Origin of the sequence: Paenibacillus melissococcoides (genome assembly GCA_944800085.1) — a bacterium.
Taxonomy (GTDB): Bacteria; Bacillota; Bacilli; order Paenibacillales; family Paenibacillaceae; genus Paenibacillus_B; species Paenibacillus_B melissococcoides.
On the sequence record CALYLO010000001.1, the window covers coordinates 1,111,179 to 1,131,221 of the forward strand.

Annotated in this window: 21 protein-coding genes; all 21 read left to right on the forward strand. The window is 57.2% G+C overall.

Features of this window, described 5'->3' with window-relative positions; translation table 11 throughout:
• The first annotated feature begins 5 nt into the window (after positions 1–5).
• Positions 6–452, forward strand: coding sequence for a flagellar export protein FliJ (gene fliJ / locus OCY70_RS05030; RefSeq protein ID WP_213429472.1), 447 nt, complete (start codon positions 6–8; stop codon positions 450–452).
• 48 nt (positions 453–500) lie between these two features.
• Positions 501–1,436, forward strand: coding sequence for a MotE family protein (locus OCY70_RS05035; RefSeq protein WP_249725386.1), 936 nt, complete (start codon positions 501–503; stop codon positions 1,434–1,436).
• A 43-nt stretch (positions 1,437–1,479) separates the two neighbouring features.
• A complete protein-coding gene (locus OCY70_RS05040) occupies positions 1,480–2,916 on the forward strand; it encodes a flagellar hook-length control protein FliK (protein ID WP_213429474.1) in 1,437 nt (478 codons plus the stop codon).
• Positions 2,917–2,951: 35 nt separating this feature from the next.
• Complete coding sequence (locus OCY70_RS05045; RefSeq protein WP_213429475.1) at positions 2,952–3,533, forward strand: flagellar hook capping FlgD N-terminal domain-containing protein; 582 nt, start codon at positions 2,952–2,954, stop codon at positions 3,531–3,533.
• Positions 3,530–3,934, forward strand: coding sequence for a TIGR02530 family flagellar biosynthesis protein (locus OCY70_RS05050; RefSeq protein ID WP_213429476.1), 405 nt, complete (start codon positions 3,530–3,532; stop codon positions 3,932–3,934). Before OCY70_RS05045 ends, OCY70_RS05050 begins: the two co-directional genes overlap by 4 nt.
• A gap of 134 nt (positions 3,935–4,068) precedes the next feature.
• Positions 4,069–4,887, forward strand: coding sequence for a flagellar basal body rod protein FlgG (gene flgG / locus OCY70_RS05055; protein WP_213429477.1), 819 nt, complete (start codon positions 4,069–4,071; stop codon positions 4,885–4,887).
• An 87-nt stretch (positions 4,888–4,974) separates the two neighbouring features.
• Complete coding sequence (locus tag OCY70_RS05060; RefSeq protein WP_111155421.1) at positions 4,975–5,199, forward strand: flagellar FlbD family protein; 225 nt, start codon at positions 4,975–4,977, stop codon at positions 5,197–5,199.
• Entirely contained in the window at positions 5,196–5,651 is a 456-nt protein-coding gene (locus tag OCY70_RS05065; protein WP_168177911.1) for a flagellar basal body-associated FliL family protein, read from the forward strand. The genes OCY70_RS05060 and OCY70_RS05065 overlap by 4 nt, the downstream gene beginning before the upstream one ends.
• A 50-nt stretch (positions 5,652–5,701) precedes the next feature.
• The gene (gene fliM / locus OCY70_RS05070) at positions 5,702–6,700 is read left to right on the forward strand and encodes a flagellar motor switch protein FliM (protein ID WP_213429478.1); all 999 of its coding nucleotides are present in this window, start codon (positions 5,702–5,704) and stop codon (positions 6,698–6,700) included.
• Positions 6,690–7,982 (forward strand): flagellar motor switch phosphatase FliY, encoded by a 1,293-nt coding sequence (gene fliY, locus OCY70_RS05075; protein ID WP_213429479.1) that lies wholly within the window; start codon positions 6,690–6,692, stop codon positions 7,980–7,982. Before fliM ends, fliY begins: the two co-directional genes overlap by 11 nt.
• Positions 7,983–8,004: 22 nt before the next feature.
• Positions 8,005–8,367: a response regulator gene (locus OCY70_RS05080; RefSeq protein ID WP_111155418.1), complete on the forward strand. Its 363-nt coding sequence runs from the start codon at positions 8,005–8,007 to the stop codon at positions 8,365–8,367.
• Positions 8,368–8,370: 3 nt separating this feature from the next.
• Positions 8,371–8,910 (forward strand): flagellar biosynthetic protein FliO, encoded by a 540-nt coding sequence (locus OCY70_RS05085; protein ID WP_213429480.1) that lies wholly within the window; start codon positions 8,371–8,373, stop codon positions 8,908–8,910.
• An 8-nt stretch (positions 8,911–8,918) separates the two neighbouring features.
• The gene (fliP, locus tag OCY70_RS05090; protein WP_213429481.1) at positions 8,919–9,674 is read left to right on the forward strand and encodes a flagellar type III secretion system pore protein FliP; all 756 of its coding nucleotides are present in this window, start codon (positions 8,919–8,921) and stop codon (positions 9,672–9,674) included.
• 37 nt (positions 9,675–9,711) lie between these two features.
• Complete coding sequence (fliQ, locus tag OCY70_RS05095) at positions 9,712–9,981, forward strand: flagellar biosynthesis protein FliQ (protein WP_213429482.1); 270 nt, start codon at positions 9,712–9,714, stop codon at positions 9,979–9,981.
• 11 nt (positions 9,982–9,992) lie between these two features.
• Positions 9,993–10,781 carry a flagellar biosynthetic protein FliR gene (gene fliR / locus OCY70_RS05100; protein WP_213429483.1) on the forward strand — a complete coding sequence of 263 codons (789 nt, stop codon included), beginning with the start codon at positions 9,993–9,995 and terminating at the stop codon, positions 10,779–10,781.
• Between the two features lie 2 nt (positions 10,782–10,783).
• On the forward strand, positions 10,784–11,920 hold the full coding sequence (flhB, locus tag OCY70_RS05105) for a flagellar biosynthesis protein FlhB (protein ID WP_213429484.1): 1,137 nt from the start codon (positions 10,784–10,786) through the stop codon (positions 11,918–11,920).
• Positions 11,921–11,946: 26 nt separating this feature from the next.
• Positions 11,947–13,980, forward strand: coding sequence for a flagellar biosynthesis protein FlhA (gene flhA, locus OCY70_RS05110; RefSeq protein WP_213429485.1), 2,034 nt, complete (start codon positions 11,947–11,949; stop codon positions 13,978–13,980).
• Entirely contained in the window at positions 13,977–15,338 is a 1,362-nt protein-coding gene (gene flhF, locus OCY70_RS05115; RefSeq protein WP_261944716.1) for a flagellar biosynthesis protein FlhF, read from the forward strand. The genes flhA and flhF overlap by 4 nt, the downstream gene beginning before the upstream one ends.
• A gap of 4 nt (positions 15,339–15,342) precedes the next feature.
• On the forward strand, positions 15,343–16,251 hold the full coding sequence (locus tag OCY70_RS05120) for a MinD/ParA family protein (protein WP_261944715.1): 909 nt from the start codon (positions 15,343–15,345) through the stop codon (positions 16,249–16,251).
• Between the two features lie 129 nt (positions 16,252–16,380).
• On the forward strand, positions 16,381–17,715 hold the full coding sequence (locus tag OCY70_RS05125) for a protein-glutamate methylesterase/protein-glutamine glutaminase (protein WP_213429488.1): 1,335 nt from the start codon (positions 16,381–16,383) through the stop codon (positions 17,713–17,715).
• A 199-nt stretch (positions 17,716–17,914) separates the two neighbouring features.
• The gene (locus tag OCY70_RS05130) at positions 17,915–20,011 is read left to right on the forward strand and encodes a chemotaxis protein CheA (RefSeq protein ID WP_213429489.1); all 2,097 of its coding nucleotides are present in this window, start codon (positions 17,915–17,917) and stop codon (positions 20,009–20,011) included.
• The last annotated feature ends 32 nt before the right edge of the window (positions 20,012–20,043 follow it).

Below are 20,043 nucleotides of genomic sequence, written 5' to 3' on the forward strand. Positions count from 1 at the left end.
GACCGGTGCGTGGCTTTCAATACGTTTTGCAAAAAGTGCTTGACTTGAAGACCAACGAGAAAAAGCAGGCGGAATGGATATTATCCGAAGCCGTGGGCGATCTGATGACGAAGGAGAGCCAGCTTCAGCAGTGCACGGCAGATCTCCTGCACGCTCGCGAAGAACTCCAGCGTCAGGTGGATGCCCGCGCCTCTGCCTCCAGCCTTCAGGCCTGGCAGCAATATATCGCCTACATGGAATCGCAGGTTGACTTGGCGAACGAGCGGGTCAGCGCCGCGGAAGCCAACGTTCAGAACAAGCAGGGAGAGCTGGCCGTGCGGATGACTGACGAAAAAGTGTGGACCAAAGCCAGGGAAAAGGCGGAAGCGCAGTTCAAACAGCGGCTCGCTGCGTGGGAACAGAATGAATTGGACGAACTGGCGACCGTCCGCTACCATATGGCGGCCCGCTAGAAGACAGGTCAGGCGCGGCAGTTCGGTCCCGCCGCTTCAGCAGGAGGGATGAGAGTGGCAGAGATGAATCAGGAATCAGTAGAAAAGGAAAGTGGATATTCGGGCTTTGAACGGTTTTTGTTCTTTGCGACCCCAATTTTGTTTACGATCATTTTGTTAGCCGTGCTGCTTACGCTGTTCAATGCGAACTGGCGCAATCAAATGATAGCCTTGGCGGAAAATATCCCGCTCGTAAATCAATGGATTTCTTCCGATAAGGATAAAGCCGATGGCAAGGAACCCGGCAACGCGAAGAAGGAGAACAAAAACATTCAAAAGGAACAGGAAGAGCAGATTGCCGAACTGAAGGCGCTGTTGGCTTCCAAGGACGCTGACCTCCGCAATCTGGCCGATGCGCGCAAGAAGCTTGAAGAGCAGGTTGCGAATCTGAACAAGGAAATCAAGGACTTGCGGGCCGAACGGCATGAAGAGCAGGTGACGGAAGAGCAGTATGCGCAGCAGGTGAAGGATCTCGCGAATCTGTACGCCAAGATGATGCCAAGCAAATCGGCTCCGATTCTGGAGAACTTGGCGACGGAGGAGCTCGTCCTTGTGCTGGATGCGATGAAGCAGGAGGATCGCGCGAAGATCCTGGAAAAGATGAACCCGAAGGTGGCCGCTGACGCGTCGATCCGGCTCAAGGACGTGAAGCCGGCGGACAACCTGGAGGTCCGCGCGCTGCAGGCGCGCCTCAAAAAGAATGAGGCGTCGAAGGAAGCGCATAATGGCCTTGATCAGACGCAGCTCAGCCAGACCTTCTCGAGCATGACGCCGAAGAGCGCGGCCAGCATTTTGCTCGAAACGGCGAAAATCAGTCCGGAAAAGGCGCTTAACGTGCTGAATACGGTCGATGACGCGACCCGATCCCGCTTGCTGAATGCGATGACGGAGGAGGACAAGGAAGCGACGGCCAAGCTCGTCTCGAAGCTGCTTCCAAGCAAATGATCAAGATCGTCCAAATAAGATTGCTTGAAAGGAGGTGAAAAAAATGGCAGGAACGATTATGAATATTTCGGCCGGAAGCGCAGCCCCGGTCATGGGCGGCACGCAGGCCAAGGGGGGAGCTCCTGGCGGCGGAGCCGGATTCTTGACCGTGCTCTCGCAATGCATGGATACATCGGGCGAGGCGCCGGCATGGGCGGGCGGCTTGGCATCGCTGTTGACCTTGGGCGAAGGCATGGGCAATATGCCGGCCTTGCCGGAGGAAGCGGCCGAGGCCGTTGAAGCGTTGCTTCAACCGCTGCTCGATTCGCTGCAATCGCCTGACGAGGAATTGGAGAGCAATCCGGAGCTGTTCGCCGCGCTGCAGCAATGGGTCATGCAAGCCCAGCAGTGGCTGAACGAACAGCAGCCGAATGCGGAGCATCCCGATGCGGCGGCCCAGAGTTCGGCCGTCCTGATCGAGCAGCCGTCCACGATTACGATCGCGGTGCGCGATGTGCTCGCTCAACTGGCGGGTCTGTTGGAAGCGAAGCAAGCGGATGCTTCGGTGATGGGGCAGCTTGCCGGGAACGGACAAGCGGCGGCCGCGGTGGAGACGGCGGTTGTCATGCAGAGCCAGGCGCAGGCAGGCGCCGAGCGGCAGGCGCAAGGCGCAGGCTCGGAGCTTCCCCATGCGGCAGCAAGCGCCAAAGGGGAACAGGCGCAGCCAGCCGAGGCGCTGCGGTGGATCGCGCGGCTCGCTGACATGATGAAGCAGGAAGGCGCGGTCAACGCCCCGGCGGCTTCGGCATCCGCGAATGCGGGACGGGCTGCAGCGGCGCAAGCCCAGTCCGTGACGCAGGCGGATATCATGCCGGCGGCAGCGGCCGGAGCGAAGCCTGCGGCGGAAGCGGCGAGCGGTCCGGACCATGCGCAGCCGGAGCCGCAGATTGGACAAGTCATGCAGGCAGGCCAGTGGGCGCTTCGCCAGGAAGGCCTTAACTCGACAAAGCCGCTGCCTGTTATCCATGCGGATCGCTTCGCGGATGAGATGGCCGGCTTCATGGTGAAGCAGCTAAGATTCAGCCGCATCGGAACGATGTCGGAAGCGAAGATTTCCCTGTATCCGGAGCATCTGGGACAGGTAGAGATTCGACTGACGATTCAGAACGGCCAATTGACGGCCCGCTTCATGACGGAGCATCTGATGGCGAAGGATATGCTGGAGCAGCAAATGTCCATGCTGCGCGGCGCACTGCAATCGCAAGGAATTCAAGTGGAGAAGATCGAAGTATCCCAGCAATCATCGAATGCGTTGAATTCTTCTCTGTTCCAGGAGGAGCGGAGACAGCAGGATACCCACCGTCAGCAATCGTCGGAGCGGGGATCGAAGCAGGGCAAGCCGCTGACTTTGGATGAGCTTGCCGGGGCTTTGGAGACCGAAGAGGAACTGCGGGCAGCGCAGCTGCTTGGCGGGAATTCCACCTTCAGCGCAAGCGTGTAAGTAATTGGTAGATAACAATCAAGGAGGTTGCGGCCATGGCATCAGATGCAGCAGTCGGCAAAATCGTCACCTGGCCGAACTACAGCAAGGAGAATGTGGCGCAGGCCAGCAAGAAGGACGGTCAGACGCTAGGAAAAGATGAATTTTTGAAAATTTTGGTTACGCAGCTGCAAAATCAGGATCCGATGCAGCCGATGCAGGACCGGGACTTCATCGCGCAGATGGCCCAATTCAGTTCCGTCGAGCAGTTGATGAACATTCAGACTCAGCTCGGAAGCCTGCACCAGGCGCTCGGCATGTCTTCCAGCCTCATCGGCAAAGAGATCACATGGTACGGCAAGTCCGAGGATAAGGAATATAAGGTGGGGAAAGACGGTAAGGACGACACGAATCCGATACTAAGAACCGGCATCGTCGAGTCAATGATTATTCGCGAGGGCAAATCGTACGCCAAGGTCGGGGAGCATGAAGTCGACTTGAGCACGATCACGGAAATTCGCGAACCGGGAGAAGCGCCTGGCACGGACGAGCCGGAACAACCCGAACAACCGGAGCAGCCTGGATCTGAGACGCCTGAAGAAGAGTCTCCTGCACCGGGAACGGAAGGCCAATCATGAATATCGGTGGCCCAATCGGGCATTTAGGCCCAACCGCGCCGATACAGGCCGTCCAGCAGCCTGAACGGCTGAAGCCGGCCCGGCAAAGCGAGAGCAAGGCAAGCTTCCAGCAGCTCTTTCAACAGGAGCTGCAGCGCACGAACGATGTCCGCTTCAGCCATCATGCGAGGACCCGCATGACAGAGCGCGGCATGAACCTGACCCCGGAGCTCGTGGCCAAGATGAATCAGGCGATGAAGCAGGCCGAGGAGAAGGGGGCGCGGCAATCGCTCGTCATTATGAACAACCAGGCCTTCATCGTCAATGTGCCGTCGCGTACCGTCATTACGGCATTGGATGAAGCGGCACGGCAAAATCATGTTTTTACGCAGATCGACAGCGCCATTCTCCTCAATGATTGAGGCATGGCGGGACCATAGGCTGGACCGCAAGGAGGCCTCGGCTCATGGAACGACCGAAGTGAGCCCTTTATTTAGAGGATGTTCAAAAATCGGCCCTTTTGAACTCTTACCATTAAGACATTGGAGGTATTACGATGATTCGATCGATGTATTCCGGCGTATCCGGCATGCGCGGCTTTCAGACGAAACTGGACGTCATCGGCAACAACATTGCCAACGTCAATACCGTTGGCTTCAAAGGGAGCCGCGTCATGTTCAAGGACATTATGAGCCAGACGATTGACGGCACGACAGCGCCGAACGATAACAGCGGCGGGGTGAACGCCAAGCAGATCGGGCTCGGCGTCTCCCTCGCTTCCATCGATACCGTGCATACGCCGGGAAGCGCGATGACGACGAACCGCCCGCTCGACTTTCGCATCGACGGCGACGGCTTCTTCGCTGTCTCGTTAGGCGATGATCAGGAGGTTCCGTTCCTGACGCGCGCAGGCGACTTCCATCTGGATGCAACCCGGACGCTGGTCACCTCGGACGGCTTGAATGTGCTCGATTCCGGCGGCGGGGTGATCCAGTTGGATGAGGATATCGTCTCCTTCTCCATCTCGCAGACCGGCGAGATTATCGCGAAACGGGATGACGGCTCGACGGAACCGACGGGCGTGCAGCTCGGCGTAATCAAGGTCGTCAACCCGGAAGGCCTCGAGAAAATCGGGGGCAACCTGTACCGCTTGACCCCGAACGCGGTCGAGGACGGTGAAGCCGAGATCGTCACCGCGAATGACCCGGAGGCAGGCACCGGCGCGATTATCGCCGGCCAGCTCGAAATGTCGAACGTCGACCTGACGGGCGAGTTCACTGAAATGATCGTGGCCCAGCGCGGCTTCCAGGCGAACTCGCGCATCATTACGACATCCGATGAAGTATTGCAGGAAGTCGTCAATCTGAAGCGATAATGCGGCAGTAATCCGTTCCAAGCCCTGATGCCGCGCCCGTGAACGGCCGGCATCGGGGCCTGGAATGAAGAGCAAAGGAGGATTTGGATGATATCCGTCACGCGATTGAACGGTTCTCCCATGTGGGTGAACGCCCTTCTCATCGAGACCGTTGAAGAGACGCCCGACACCTACATCACATTGACGACGGGGAAGAAGTTCATCGTACTGGAGAAGGGGCCGGAAGTGATTGAACGGATCGAACAATATGTTCGCTCCGTCGGTATCATCGCCGGAACGAAGAAGACAGAACCATCGGAGGGACAACCATGAAACGAATGATGCCGTGGATGATCACACTCCTGCTTGCGCTGACCCTGATCGCCCTTGTCGTGATTATGATGATCAATACGAATGGCAAAGGCAATGCGCCTGGAGCACAGCAAGTGCACACTGTAAGATTATCGGCCGAAGAAATCGTGGAGATGACGTCAACCATGACCGACATCAAGACGAATCTGGCGGACCGCGACTATGTCGTCTTCACCGGCTTCGCATTCCAACTGGACACGAAGAAGACGAAGGAGCAATTCGACAAGATCAAAGACGTTCGAATCAAGCCTCTCATTCTCAGAACCTTGGCTGATATGAAACCGGAAGACTTGCAAGGTATGAAGGGTCAGGATCAGCTGTGTGCCAAGTTGCTCGAACTGATTAATAAGCAATTGCCGGAAGGCAAGGTCGTTCAAGTGGACTTGACGGACTTTATACTTACGCCGATTTGACGGCAGATTGACACACATGTTCAGCTGATTCCTGTAAGGGGGTGAAACGATTGGTAGACGTGCTATCGCAGAACGAGATTGACGCATTGCTCGCGGCGCTGTCCTCGGGGGAAATGGATGCGGAAGAGCTAAAAAAAGAGGAAACACAGCGTAAAATCCGTTCGTACGATTTCAAGCGTGCCGTTCGTTTTTCTAAAGACCACATTCGAAGTTTGACACGCATCCATGAAAATTTCGCCAGATTTTTGACGACATATTTTTCCGCGCAATTGCGTACTTTTGTGCAAATCAATGTCGTCCAGGTCGAGCAGTTGCCGTATGACGAGTTCATCCGCTCGATACCGAAAATGACCATATTGAATATTTTTGAGGCCGAGCCGCTCAAAGGCCGGATGGTTCTCGAGGTCAACCCGAACGTTGCCTTTGCCATGCTTGACCGCATGCTGGGCGGCGCCGGAGCAGCTCCTTCGAAGATCAACTCGCTGACCGAGATTGAGACGACGGTGATGGAGCGCATATTCAGCCGGGCGTTCGAGAGCCTCCAGGAGGCGTGGAAGAGCGTGCTCGATATCCGGCCGCGGCTGGAAGCACTCGAGACGAATCCTCAATTTATGCAAATTGTCTCCCCGAATGAGACGATTGCGCTCATTTCATTGAGCACCAAAATCGGGGACACGACGGGGATGATCAACTTATGTATCCCCCACGTCGTCATCGAGCCGATTATGCCGAAGCTGTCCGTGCATCATTGGTTCGTATCTGAGAAAAAAACGCGGGAACCGATTGAGATCGAAAAATTGCGCCAACGGGTTAGCAAGGCGAAGCTTCCGATCGCCGTTGAACTTGGCACATCACAGATTTCGGTACAGGAGTTAATGCAGTTATCAATCGGCGATGTCATCGCCTTGAACAAGCCGGTTGACAGCGGTTTGACGATTCGGGTTGGTGACCGCATGAAATATATTGGCACGCCGGGTGTAGTCAAGGATCGCGTAGCGGTACAAATCGAGCAAGTCGTGGAAGAAGGAGTGGAAGAGCATGACGAGTAAAGATTACTTGTCGCAGGAGGAAATTGACGCCCTGTTGAAAAAATCGAGCGGCGATTCGCCGGAAGGCGAAGCGGAATCCCCTTCAATCGATTCCTACTTGGATCCGATCGAAGTCGATGCCCTTGGTGAGATTGGCAATATTACGTTTGGCAGTGCGGCCACGGCGCTATCCACCCTGCTGGGCAAAAAGGTGGACATTACGACGCCCCGCATCAAGCTGCTGAAGCGCGAGAATCTGGAGGAGGAATTCCCGAAACCGCATGTCGCGGTGCATGTGCAGTATGTTGAAGGCTTCGAAGGGGTCAACTCCCTCGTCATCAAGACGTCGGATGCGCAGGTCATCGCGGATTTGATGCTTGGCGGCGACGGCACGAACCTGAGCGGCGAGCTGAACGATATTCACGTCAGCGCCGTGCAGGAAGCGATGAACCAGATGATGGGCTCGTCCGCGACGTCCATGTCCACGATTTTTAATCGGTTGGTGAACATTTCTCCGCCGGGCATCGGCATCTTGAACATGTCGGATGGACAGGGGATTGACACGCTGCCCGACGCGAATGTGCTGGTCAAAATTTCATTCCGCCTCACGATCGGCGATTTGATCGATTCGACGATAATGCAAATCTTGACGGTGCCGTTCGCGAAGGAGATGGTCCGGATTTTGATGGGGACGGCGGAATCGATGTCGACGGGTGCGGAGACCGCGCCGGAGGCTCCTGCGGCGGAAGAAGCGCCATATGCGCCGCCGGCTCAGCACGCTGCCCAGCAGCCGATGGCTGGATACGATCAGCAGCCTATGGCGGGGTATGAGCAGCAGCCGATGCCGGGAGGACAAGCGCCTCAGCAGCCGTACGGACAGCCTTACGCGCAGCCTCCATACGGCTCTCAGCCGATGCCGGCGGCTCACCTTGATCCGCAGAGCGGAGCGGCTTCCGCATTCGGCAATGTGCCGAACCGGAACGTCAATGTCCAGCCGGTGCAATTTGCGAGTTTTCAACCCGGATCTTATGCGCAGCATGATGAATCCAATCTAAATTTATTGTTGGACATCCCGCTCAAAGTCACAGTAGAATTAGGGAGGACACACAAACAAATCAAGGACATTCTAGAGCTCTCTCAAGGTTCCATTATTGAGCTGGACAAGCTGGCTGGCGAACCGGTCGACATTCTGGTCAACAACAAACTCATAGCCAAAGGCGAGGTTGTCGTCATTGACGAGAATTTTGGCGTTCGCGTCACCGATATTATCAACCAGTGGGATCGAATTCAAAAACTACAATAAGATTTAGGGAGGATTCAGAACGATGGCTAACCGTATTTTGATCGTAGACGATGCAGCGTTCATGCGAATGATGATTCGCGACATTTTGACTAAGAATGGATACGATGTCGTGGGAGAAGCATCAGATGGCGCTCAGGCGATCGAAAAGTACAAGGAACATAAACCAGACCTGATTACGATGGACATCACGATGCCAGAGATGGACGGCATCACCGCATTGAAAGAGATTCGCAAGCTGGATCCGAACGCCAAAGTCATCATGTGCTCGGCAATGGGCCAGCAGGCGATGGTTATCGACGCGATTCAGGCAGGGGCGAAAGACTTCATCGTCAAGCCGTTCCAGGCAGACCGGGTTATCGAAGCGATTAAGAAAACAATGGGATAAGCCATGCCTGACAACGGTCAAATTCAAACGCCCGGTGCCGGAGATTACATAGGCAGCTTATTGACCGTGCTGCTGTCGCTCGCAGTCATTATCGTACTTATCGTACTGCTTATTAAATGGTTGAACCGGAAAAACCGCATGTGGCAAATGAATCAAAGCATTCGCACGCTCGGCGGCACCGGGCTCGGACCGAACAAGTCCTTGCAGATTATTGAAGTTGGCGATGCCGTCTACATCCTGGGCATCGGTGAGGATATTACCTTGATCGACAAAATAACCGACCCGGAGCAAGCGGCGCGCTTGATGGCATCATTGGAGCGCGCGCCGTCCAAGCCCGGGACGGCATGGCCAACCTCTTGGTCTGACCTGACAAGCCGTATGCGAAGACGATTCAAGACTGCGGAGACAGACTCGGAAGCGAGAGACGCGGACCCGTCTTCCGTGTCTTTTCATGAAGTGTTTCATGCAAAACTTGAACAAATGCCCAAACGCGCACAACAAGTGGAGCACTTGTTCAAAGAAGATTCCAATGAAGATCGGTAGATGGATTGATGAATAAAAAATTGCTGCTAGCTGTGACAGCCGTCCTGTTGTTGTCCGGTCTTACCGCTCATTGGGCGTCGGCGTCGCCTGTCATTCCCGACATCGACATCAAGATTGGAGACGGCGGCGGGCAGCCGGGGACATCCTCGTTGTCCTTGCTGCTGCTGATTACCGTGCTCAGCATCGCTCCGGCCATTCTCGTCCTGATGACCTCCTTCACGCGCATCGTCGTCGTGCTGGGCTTCGTCCGGACCTCGCTTGGAACGCAGCAGATGCCGCCCAACCAGGTGCTAATCGGACTTGCGCTCTTTCTTACTTTGTTTGTGATGTCCCCAACGATTGGCGAAATCAATCAGGCCGCGCTGCAGCCATACTTGAAGGGCGAGCTGAATCAGACCCAGGCGTTGGAGCAAGCCTCGATACCTATGAAGAAGTTCATGTTCTCGCATACCCGCGAGAAAGATTTGCTCTTATTTATGAAGTACACGAAGACCGAGAAGCCGAAGACGTACCAAGACGTGCCGCTCACCGTGCTTGTTCCCGCATATGCCATCAGTGAGCTGAAGACCGCCTTTCAGATGGGATTTATGATATTCATTCCATTCTTGGTCATTGACATGGTCGTAGCCAGCACATTGATGGCGATGGGGATGATGATGCTGCCTCCGGTGATGATCTCGCTTCCTTTTAAAATACTTCTGTTCGTGCTCGTAGACGGCTGGTATCTTGTCGTGAAGTCGTTGCTGATGAGTTTCAATACGTAAGCGGGAACGAATCTGACGAACGGGAGGAATACAGGAAATGAGTGCTGAGTTTATTATCGGCTTGGCGGGGCAGGCGGTGTTCGCCGTACTGAAGGTGGCCGCCCCGATGCTTGCCATTGCGCTGATCGTCGGACTTGTCATCAGTATTTTCCAGGCGACGACGCAGATCCAGGAGCAGACCTTGGCCTTCGTGCCCAAAATTATCGCCGTCATGGTGGCCGTGCTCGTATTCGGTCCCTGGATTTTAACGACATTGGTCGATTTTGCTTTTAATATTTTAAATAATTTGCACCTTTACATCGGTTAGGCAGTGAAGAGATGGAAATCCTCGTTCAGGCTTTCCCTGTTTTTTTGCTCACGCTATGTCGAATCACGGCGTTCTTTGTCACCGTCCCTGTCATATCTTCGCGGGGCGTGCCGAATCATTTTCGAGTCGGACTCGCGTTCTTTGTGAGCGTGATCGCGTATTTGTTGTTCGGCATCGGCAAAACCGTGCCGGCAGACGGCATGTTTGTCATTTTCATTATACGAGAAGTTTTAATTGGCTTATTAATCGGATTTTTGGCCCAACTGTTCTTCACCGCCGTGCAGACGGCCGGCTCGTTCATCGACATCCAGATCGGCTTCGGGATTGCGAATGTCATCGATCCGTTGACAGGCGCCACCTCGCCGGTCATGGGGAACTTCAAGTACGTCTTTGTCGTGCTGCTGTTTCTCGGGATGAACGGCCACCATTACTTTATCGACGGAATTATGCGAAGTTTTGAGTGGCTGCCGCTGGACGGGAACACCTTCTTTGAACAGATAGCGAACGGACTCGTCTCCGAATTTCTGGTGCAGTCCTTCGTTCAGGCGTTTATCATCGCGTTCCAGATTTCGGCGCCCCTCATCGTGGCGCTGTTCCTGACCGATGTGGCGCTTGGCTTTCTGGCGCGGTCGGCCCCGCAATTCAATATCTTTGTCGTGGGCATCCCGCTCAAGTTGATTATCGGATTAGCCATGCTGCTACTGACCGTACCTAGTCTTATTTACGTGCTGCAGCAGTTGTTCTCCTCGTTGTTCGAGGCGCTTGACCAGCTGTTACGCATGATGCAGGGGGCGGGATAATAATGACACGTACGCGCCGCGGGCAGACGGTATCGTTTGCGGCCCGCGAATACCAACTGAGACACCGTCTGAATCTCCAGCTTTTCTCGCAAGAGAAGACGGAAAAGGCGACCCCGAAAAAGAGGCAGGAGTCCCGCAAAAAGGGGCAGGTTGCCAAGAGCTCCGATTTGTCCGGAGCGTCCATCCTGCTTGCATGCTTCTTCTGCCTGCTTATGTTCGGCGGCTTCTATAAGGAGAGAGTGCTCGATTTATTCGCGGATTCCTTGCAGCACCGCCTGACGATGGAAGTCACGGTAGGCAATGTGACCGACTATTTCGCCCAGGTGTTTCTGAAAGGACTCATCGTGTTAGCCCCCGTGTTTCTTGCGGCGTTTCTGATGGGCCTCATCGTGAATTACGCGCAGATTGGATTTTTGTTCACGGGCGAGCCCATGAAAATGAAGCTGAGCAAAATCGATCCGATTCAAGGGTTCAAACGGATTTTCTCGCTTCGCTCCGTGGTGGAGTTTTTGAAGTCGATTTTGAAGCTGGCGGCGATTGCTGCCATCGTCTACTTGTCGCTGTGGGGGGAACGGGATCGCATTGTACAGATGTCGCATGTGCCCCTCAGTGAAATATTGAGCTATACCGCGCAAATTACGCTGTCTCTCGGATTGAAGATCGGCGCCGCCTTGTTCGCGCTCGCCGTGATGGACTACATGTACCAACGATATGAGCATGAGAAAAGCATGCGCATGTCCAAGCAAGACATTAAGGACGAGTACAAAAAAACCGAGGGTGACCCCCTTGTCAAAGGTAAAATCAAAGAACGACAACGCCGCATGGCGATGATGCGGATGATGCAGGAAGTGCCGAAGGCGGACGTGATCATCACGAACCCGACTCACTTCGCCGTCGCGCTGAAGTATGACGGTTCCGAGATGGAGGCCCCGCAAGTGATTGCGAAGGGGCAGGACTACGTCGCCCTGCGCATTAAGCAGATCGCCAAGGAGAATGGCGTACTGACCATGGAAAACAAGCCGCTCGCCCGGGCTTTATTCGAGAGGACCGAGATTGGCGAAGCCATTCCAGCCGACTTGTTCCAGGCCGTGGCGGAAGTTCTGGCTTATGTATACAAATTGAAAGGCAAAGTCAATTGAGCTAACAAGTTTGGGGGAAGCAATCCGTGAAAACGCGAGATTTATTCGTCTTGGTCGGCATCATCGGCATCGTGCTCATGATGGTCCTGCCGATACCGTTATGGCTATTGGACATCCTGCTGGTGATCAACATCTCATTGGCGCTGATGATTCTTCTGATTGCCATGAATTCGAAGGAAGCTCTACAGTTTTCGATATTTCCGGCAATGCTGCTCATCACGACGTTATTCCGGCTTGCGCTCAACATCTCGACGACCAAGCAGATTTTGGCGAATGGAGAAGCGGGCGATGTCGTCGCCACATTCGGCCAGTGGATAACGCAGGGCAATATCGCCGTCGGCATGGTTGTATTCCTCATTCTCGTCATCGTGCAATTCATTGTCATCACGAAGGGGTCCGAGCGGGTCGCTGAAGTCGCTGCGCGGTTTACGCTCGACGCGATGCCCGGGAAGCAGATGGCGATCGATGCGGATCTGAATGCCGGGCTTATCAATGAACACCAGGCGCGCGAGCGCCGGGAGAAAATCGAGAAAGAGGCCGATTTCTACGGAGCGATGGACGGTGCCAGCAAATTCGTCAAAGGGGACGCCATCGCCAGCATCATCATCCTGCTCATCAACCTGATCGGCGGCTTCGTCATCGGAATCGCGATGCACGGCATGGCCTTCGACGAAGCGGCACAGACCTATTCGATCCTGTCGATCGGGGACGGCCTCGTCAGCCAGATTCCGGCCTTGCTGATTTCGACCGCGGCGGGTCTTATCGTCACCCGGGCGGCTTCCAAAGGAAATCTGGCCGAGGATATGAGCACGCAGATGCTCGCTTATCCGAAGCTGCTCTATATCGTTGCCGGGACGATTGGGCTGCTCGGCTTGCTGACGCCGATCGGACTGAAGCCGACCGTGCCGTTCGCGGCCGTGCTGGCCATCGCCGGCTACCGGATGCAGAAGACGATGGACGAGCGCCAGGTTCAGGAGGAGCAGCTCGAAGAGGAGCAGCAGATCGAGGAGGTCCGCAGTCCGGAGAGCGTCATCAACCTGCTGCAGGTCGATCCGATCGAGTTCGAATTCGGCTACGGGCTGATTCCGCTCGCGGACGCCCAACAGGGCGGCGACCTGCTGGACCGCATCATCATGATCCGAAGGCAATGCGCGCTTGAGCTCGGTCTTGTCGTTCCCGTCATTCGGATCCGGGACAATATCCAGTTGAAGCCGAATGAATATGTCATCAAAATCAAGGGCAATGCCGTAGCCCAGGGAGAGCTGCTGCTCAATCACTATTTGGCGATGAACCCGGGCTATGAGGATGATTCCGTCTCCGGCATCGAGACGACGGAGCCGGCCTTCGGCCTTCCGGCCCTGTGGGTCGACGAGACGATGAAGGAGCGGGCGGAGCTGGCCGGATATACGGTCGTCGATCCGCCGTCCGTCGTCGCGACGCATCTGACCGAGATCATCAAGCGGCATGCGCATGAGCTGGTCGGCCGCCAGGAGACGAAGGCGCTTGTGGAGACCGTCAAGGAGCAGTACCCGGCGCTGGCCGACGATCTAATCCCAAACGTGCTCTCGATCGGAGAAGTGCAGAAGGTGCTGGCGAAGCTGCTGCGTGAAAAGATATCGATTCGCGACCTGGTCACGATCTTCGAGACGCTGGCCGATTACGGAACCTATACGAAGGATCCGGATGTGCTTACGGAGTATGTCCGCCAGGCGCTCGCCCGCCAGATCACCCAGCAGTACGTCACTCCGGGAGAGACGCTTCGCGTCATTACGGTCGGTCCTGCGCTGGAGAAGAAAATCGCGGACAGCGTAACGCAGAACGAGCACGGATCTTATCTTGTGATGGATCCGGGCACGACGCAGCAGGTGTACCAGCGGATAAGCGATCAGGTGCAGCGTCTCCTGCAATCGGGACATTCGCCGGTCCTGCTCGCGTCCCCGTCCATTCGCATGTATTTGCGGCAGCTGCTGGAGCGCGCCATGCAGGATATCCCGGTACTCTCTTACAATGAGCTTGAGCCTAGCGTAGAAATTCAAAGTGTCGGAGTGGTGAATGTATGAGAGTAAAAAAGTACATTGTGGAGACGATGCCCGAAGCGATGAGCCAAATCCGTCAAGAATTGGGGCAGGATGCGGTTATCATCAGCACGAAGGAAGTCCGTGCCGGCGGCTTCCTCGGGATGTTCAGCCGCAAGGCGATCGAGGTGGTCGCGGCTGTGGATGACCAAGCGCAGCCGGCCCGGCCGTCCGGCCCCGCCACCAGGGCAGCGGCTCCCGCCGAACCTCCGGCGCGGGTCTACGTCTCGCCGACGGCGGCACGCAGCGCTTATGGCGGCGCCCCGGCCGAGCCGCGGCCTCCCGCTCCGCAGGCGAAGGAAGCGGCTCCCGGCTGCGCTGCGCCGCGGCCGACGAGACCGGAGGAGGCTCCGGGCGCCGCAGCCGAAGAGCGGACGCGGCCGGCTCAGCGGGAGGAGACCGGAACGCCGGCCGCTGCGCCGCTGGCGTTCGCTTCCGAGCTGGAGGCGGCCGTCTCCCAAGCATCCCGGCGGCCGCTGCTGGACGCGGACTGGCAGATCGAGATGGCCGAGATGAAGCAGATGATGCACAAGGTGATGCAGCGCGTCTACCAGGAGAGCTGGCCGGAACCGTTCAAGGAGATGGAACGGCATCTGCTCCGGCAGGGCGTCGGCAGCGAGCTGGTCTGCCGCTTCATCGAGGCGGCCGCCGAGCAATGCCCGCGCCCGCAGGAGGCGGAGGCTGCGGAAGCGAAGCGGCTCGTGGCGGAGCAGGTGAGCGGGCAGCTGCTGAATTGGCAGGGGGACGGCATTACGAAGGCTACCCGCATCGTCTACTTCGTCGGCCCGACGGGCGTCGGGAAGACGACGACGATTGCCAAGCTGGCCGCGGATCAGATTTTACACCATGGCCGTAAAGTCGGGTTTATTACCGCAGATACATATCGGATCTCGGCCGTGGAGCAGCTGCGGACATATGCTTCGATCCTAAACGTCCCGCTGGAGGTCGTCACTTCGCCGGGCGATACGGAACGGGCGTTGAACGCGCTTGAAGCATGCGACCTCATTTTGATGGACACGGCCGGCCGCAATTTCCGCAATGACATGTACGTCAACGAACTGAACACGATGCTCAAGCCGCTGCCGTTCAGCATGACCTTCCTCGTGATGAGTCTGACGTCGAAGACCGAAGACATGCTGGCCATCTGGGAACGGTTCGAGAATCAGCGCATCGACAGTCTGATTCTGACCAAGGCGGATGAGACCGCAACGTACGGAACGATATTGAACTTGGCGTCCCGGGTGAAGATTCCCTGCAGCTATATGACGACAGGGCAGAACGTACCCGATGATATACAGCCTTTTCAAACGAATGACGCGGTGCGATGGATAATGGGAGATTGACCTCATGATGAATGACCAAGCTCAAGCGCTGCGCAGACTTGTCAGCAGGAAGCTTCAGAGCGGGCCGCCTGATGCGGCGGAGCCGGGCCAGGCGCGAACGGCCCGCATCATTACCGTCACGAGCGGCAAGGTGGGCGTCGGCAAATCGAATGTGACCTTGAACTTCGCCTTGTCGCTGCAGCAGCTCGGCTGCCGGACGCTCGTATTCGATGCCGATATCGGGATGGCGAATATCGATGTGCTGATCGGATCGCCGTCGCACTATAATCTCGCCCATGTGCTGCACGGGACGAAGACGCTGCGGGACATTATCCAGATCGGCCCAGGCGGCCTTCATTACGTGCCGGGGGGATCCGGGCTGCAGGCTCTGCTCGACATGCCCGTGGAGCAGATAGACAGCTTCCTGACCGAGATGGATGCGATGTCGGAGCAGTATGACGTGATTCTGTTCGACACGGGAGCCGGATTGAGCAAAGAGACCCTGCGCTTCATCATGGCGGCAGACGAGACCTGGATTGTGACGACGCCGGAGCCGACGGCGATCGCGGATGCGTACGCCGTGCTCAAGCTGGTGTCGGGCTTGGGCCACAGCTCTCCGCTCCGGCTTATCGTGAACCGGGCCTCCGACTGGAAGGAAGGGACGCAGACGGCCGAACGGCTTATCTCGGTCAGCGAGCGCTTCCTGAACCGGAGCCTGCCGGTTCTCGGGTACATCTATGACGATCCGCATGTCATGCAGGCCGTGAAGAAGCAGGAGCCCTTCACCCTCCTCTATCCGCAATGCAGGGCATCGTCGCAGATCCGGGAGCTGGCGCGGGTATATACCCAGGGCATCAAGCAGACGGAAGCCGGGGGGGCGCCAGGGGGAGTCAAGGAATTCGTGCGGAAATGGCTGCGCCGCTGGTCGACCTGAGCCGTGCCGAACGGGCGCTGGACGCACGCGCATCATGTTCGCCAACAATGCGAGCTCGCATGCCAGCGATCCTCAAAAGCGTACTTTTTGAACAACCTCGATAAGCTCGATAAGGGAGCGTGATGGAATGTGACAACCAAGAAAATACTTGTCGTAGACGATTCGGCCTTCATGCGCGCCATCATATCGGATTTGATTTCACGCGAATCGACCTTTGAGGTGACAGGCACAGCCCGCGATGGAGAAGAAGCTGTGCGCAAGGTGAAGGAGCTTCAGCCGGACGCGGTTACGCTGGACGTCGAGATGCCCGTTCAAAATGGCTTGCAGGCCCTTCAGCAAATTATGGCTCAGTGTCCGACGCCGGTCATCATGCTCTCCAGCTCGACCGAAGACGGGCGTTCCGAGACGCTGACGGCTCTGGAATTGGGTGCGATCGACTTCGTGTGCAAGCCGTCTCCCACGGGCGGAGCGGGCACGATCGAAGAAGTGGGACAGATGCTGGTAGACAAGCTTCATGCAGCTGTCGCCTCTGCGGAGCGCAGACGGCAGATGGAACGGCTGAAGCTTCTAATCGGTTCTGGCGATGACAGCCCGGACACTCGCCGGACGGCGAATCCGGCCGCTTCGCCGCCGGTCCGGGATCACCGCTCTGGGGATCCGGTGCGGCGCGGGCACACGAGCGGCACGCCGCCTGCGGCGGACGGCAAGCCAATGCGGCGAAGAGGGGAATCGCCGCCGCTGCCGTCCGCGGCACCGCCCGCGGCCGAGAGAGGCAGCCGGCCGAAGCCGGCTCCTCCCGCCGAGGCGCCGGGCAGAGCGGCCGGCAGCCCATCCGCTCGCGGCGCGGATTCCGCCAAGGCGGCAGATTCGGAACGGGCTGCGCGGTTCCGGCATATCGTCGCCATCGGGACCTCCACAGGCGGACCCCGGGCGCTGAAGACGCTGCTGTCCGCGCTGCCGCAGCATCTGCCGGCGCCCGTGCTCATCGTCCAGCATATGCCGCCGAACTTCACCCGTTCGCTGGCGGAACGGCTGGACAGCTACAGCGAGCTGAAGGTGAAGGAAGCCGAGGATGGAGAGGTGCTTGTGAGCGGAACGGCTTATATCGCGCCCGGCGGCCTCCACATGACGGCCGTCGCCCGTCCGGACGGCACATACGCCATTGCCTTGAACCGGACGGACCCGGTATCCGGGCACCGGCCTTCCGTGGATCGGCTGTTCGAGTCACTGCTCCCTTTGCGGCAGCTCAAGCGCCATGCCGTGCTCTTGACCGGAATGGGCAGCGACGGGGCCAAAATGATGCAGCGCCTGGCCGAGGACGGCGCCGCCTCGACCTTCGCGGAAAGTGAAGAGAGCTGTGTCGTATTCGGAATGCCGCGCGCAGCGATCGAACTCGGATGTGTATCCCAGGTCATTCCATTGCAAGACATGGCTGGCGCTATCGTAACGGCTACGTCAGGGTAGCGTGAAGCTATGTATGAGTGTTTGTTCAATAAGGCCGATGTTCAGCGCCGTGAAGGCGGCTTGAACTCGGAGCGGTTGCCTGCGTCATGCGCAGCGGATTTTGCGGGCGCACAACTCGCAAGAAGCGGCGGGGTGCAGGCGGGACAGCGAGAGCAGCGGACTTTTTGAACGACCTCTATATCGGAAAGGGGGGGCGAACATGGATCTGAATCAATATTTATCCATGTTTATTGATGAAGCGAACGACCATTTGCAAGCATTGAACGAGAACATGCTGGAACTGGAGAACAATCCGGACGATATCGGCATCGTCCAGATCATTTTCCGCTCCGCACACACCTTGAAAGGCATGTCGGCAACGATGGGGTTTGAAGATCTCGCGTCGTTGACCCACCAGATGGAAAATGTGCTGGATATGATTCGCAACCATCAACTGAAAATGGACGAATTCATATTCGATACGCTGTTCCGCAGTCTTGATTCGCTGGAAGCGATGGTGGCGGACATTACCCAAGGCGGCGAAGGAAAAGCAGATGTGACGCAAATACTGGCCGCCTTGAAGTCGATCGAGACGGGCGAATACCGCACCGCATCATCGCGGGAGAAGGAGGAAGCGGGCGCCGGCGAGGAGCCGTCCGGCGAGACGCTGGATGAATTCCAGCGCAGCATCCTGGAGCAATCGCTGGAATCGGGGATGAATGTGTATCATCTTCGCGTCCGCCTGCGGGACGATTGCGTGTTGAAGGCGGTACGCGCCTATATGGTGTTCCAGGTGCTCGGCCAGCATGGGGAAGTGGTCAAGTCCACTCCGCCGGCACAGGATATCGAGCAGGACAAATTCGACTCCGAGTTCACCGTATTTTTCGTCAGCACGACCGATCAGGGCGAACTGGAGCGCGAAATCAACCAAGTATCCGAGCTCGAATCCGTCACGGTCGTCTCGATGAGCGCCGAAGATGTCCGCGATTGGAACCGGAATGTGGTAGGCGTCATGAAGGCGGCCCGGGAGACGGCAGCCGCTGCAGCCGCTCCGGAGGCGGCTCAACCGAGCCCGGCCCCGGCCCAAGAAGCGCCGAAGCCGGCTCCGGCCAAGCCGCGGGAGGCGGCCCGCGCGGGTGCGGGGAATGGGGCCAAGCCGGTGCAGAGCCGGACGATTCGCGTAGATATCGACCGTCTCGATGTCCTGATGAATCTGTTGAGCGAGATGCTCATCGACCGGGTGCGCCTGGAACAAATCGCGGGAGAGTTGAAGAAATCGGAATTGACGGAGACGGTCGAGCATCTGGTTCGGGTCAGCTCCGACCTGCAGAACATCGTCCTCAAGATGCGCATGGTTCCGGTCGATACCGTATTCAGCCGCTTCCCGCGCATGGTGCGCGACTTGGCCAAATCGCTGGATAAGAAGATCGATTTCATCATAACCGGTGCGGAAACCGAGCTCGATCGTACCGTCATTGATGAAATCGGAGACCCGCTCGTCCACTTGCTCCGGAACGCGGTCGACCATGGCGTCGAACCGGTGGCCGAGCGCTTGGAGAAGGGCAAGCCGGAGACGGGCACGGTACATCTTCGCGCCTATCACAGCGGCAACCATGTCTTCATCGAGATCGAGGAGGACGGGCATGGCATTGACCGGGACAAGGTGCTGAACAAAGCGATCAAGAACGGGGTCGTCACCCAGGACAAGGCCGCCTCGATGACCGACGAGCAGGTGTACCAGCTGCTGTTCTCCTCGGGCTTCAGCACGGCAGAGAAGATCTCGGACGTATCGGGACGCGGGGTCGGACTCGATGTCGTGAAGTCCAAGATTACGGCGCTCGGCGGCCATGTCGTCGTCGAATCGCAATTGGGGCAAGGCACGAAGTTCATCGTCCAGCTTCCGCTTACGCTGTCCATCATGTCAGCGATGTTGTTCCGGCTGGGCGACGAGAAATACGCGATTCCGCTGACATCCATTGTGGAGACCGGTCTCGTCACGAAGGACAAAATCCGGCGCGTGCACGGCGGCATCCGAATGATCGATTACCGGGACAGCGTCATCCCGCTGTTGTCGCTAAGCGCCCTGTTCGATTGCAAAGGGTACTCTGATTTCGATGAAGACGAAGTAGAGATCATCATCATCAGCAAGGGCGATCGCCTCGCCGCGCTCGCCGTCCAGGAATTCATCGGCCAGAGCGAGATTGTGCTCAAGCCGCTCGGCAATTATTTGAAGAACATCCCGGGCATCTCGGGCGCGACCATCCTCGGCGATGGCCAGGTGGCGCTCATTATCGATACGAATGCGTTGCTGAAATAACCGCTACATATCAAGTTATGAGGAGGAACGGT

Excerpts from the sequence above, each read along its gene's own strand:
- OCY70_RS05120 (WP_261944715.1), top strand. The coding sequence starts at position 15,343 with ATGATGAATGACCAAGCTCAAGCGCTGCGCAGACTTGTCAGCAGGAAG.
- OCY70_RS05045 (WP_213429475.1), top strand. The coding sequence starts at position 2,952 with ATGGCATCAGATGCAGCAGTCGGCAAAATCGTCACCTGGCCGAACTAC.
- OCY70_RS05060 (WP_111155421.1), top strand. The coding sequence starts at position 4,975 with ATGATATCCGTCACGCGATTGAACGGTTCTCCCATGTGGGTGAACGCC.
- flgG (WP_213429477.1), top strand. The coding sequence starts at position 4,069 with ATGATTCGATCGATGTATTCCGGCGTATCCGGCATGCGCGGCTTTCAG.
- OCY70_RS05080 (WP_111155418.1), top strand. The coding sequence starts at position 8,005 with ATGGCTAACCGTATTTTGATCGTAGACGATGCAGCGTTCATGCGAATG.
- OCY70_RS05035 (WP_249725386.1), top strand. The coding sequence starts at position 501 with ATGAGAGTGGCAGAGATGAATCAGGAATCAGTAGAAAAGGAAAGTGGA.
- fliY (WP_213429479.1), top strand. The coding sequence starts at position 6,690 with ATGACGAGTAAAGATTACTTGTCGCAGGAGGAAATTGACGCCCTGTTG.
- flhB (WP_213429484.1), top strand. The coding sequence starts at position 10,784 with ATGACACGTACGCGCCGCGGGCAGACGGTATCGTTTGCGGCCCGCGAA.
- fliQ (WP_213429482.1), top strand. The coding sequence starts at position 9,712 with ATGAGTGCTGAGTTTATTATCGGCTTGGCGGGGCAGGCGGTGTTCGCC.
- OCY70_RS05085 (WP_213429480.1), top strand. The coding sequence starts at position 8,371 with ATGCCTGACAACGGTCAAATTCAAACGCCCGGTGCCGGAGATTACATA.
- OCY70_RS05130 (WP_213429489.1), top strand. The coding sequence starts at position 17,915 with ATGGATCTGAATCAATATTTATCCATGTTTATTGATGAAGCGAACGAC.
- OCY70_RS05065 (WP_168177911.1), top strand. The coding sequence starts at position 5,196 with ATGAAACGAATGATGCCGTGGATGATCACACTCCTGCTTGCGCTGACC.
- OCY70_RS05050 (WP_213429476.1), top strand. The coding sequence starts at position 3,530 with ATGAATATCGGTGGCCCAATCGGGCATTTAGGCCCAACCGCGCCGATA.
- flhF (WP_261944716.1), top strand. The coding sequence starts at position 13,977 with ATGAGAGTAAAAAAGTACATTGTGGAGACGATGCCCGAAGCGATGAGC.
- fliP (WP_213429481.1), top strand. The coding sequence starts at position 8,919 with ATGAATAAAAAATTGCTGCTAGCTGTGACAGCCGTCCTGTTGTTGTCC.
- fliR (WP_213429483.1), top strand. The coding sequence starts at position 9,993 with ATGGAAATCCTCGTTCAGGCTTTCCCTGTTTTTTTGCTCACGCTATGT.
- OCY70_RS05040 (WP_213429474.1), top strand. The coding sequence starts at position 1,480 with ATGGCAGGAACGATTATGAATATTTCGGCCGGAAGCGCAGCCCCGGTC.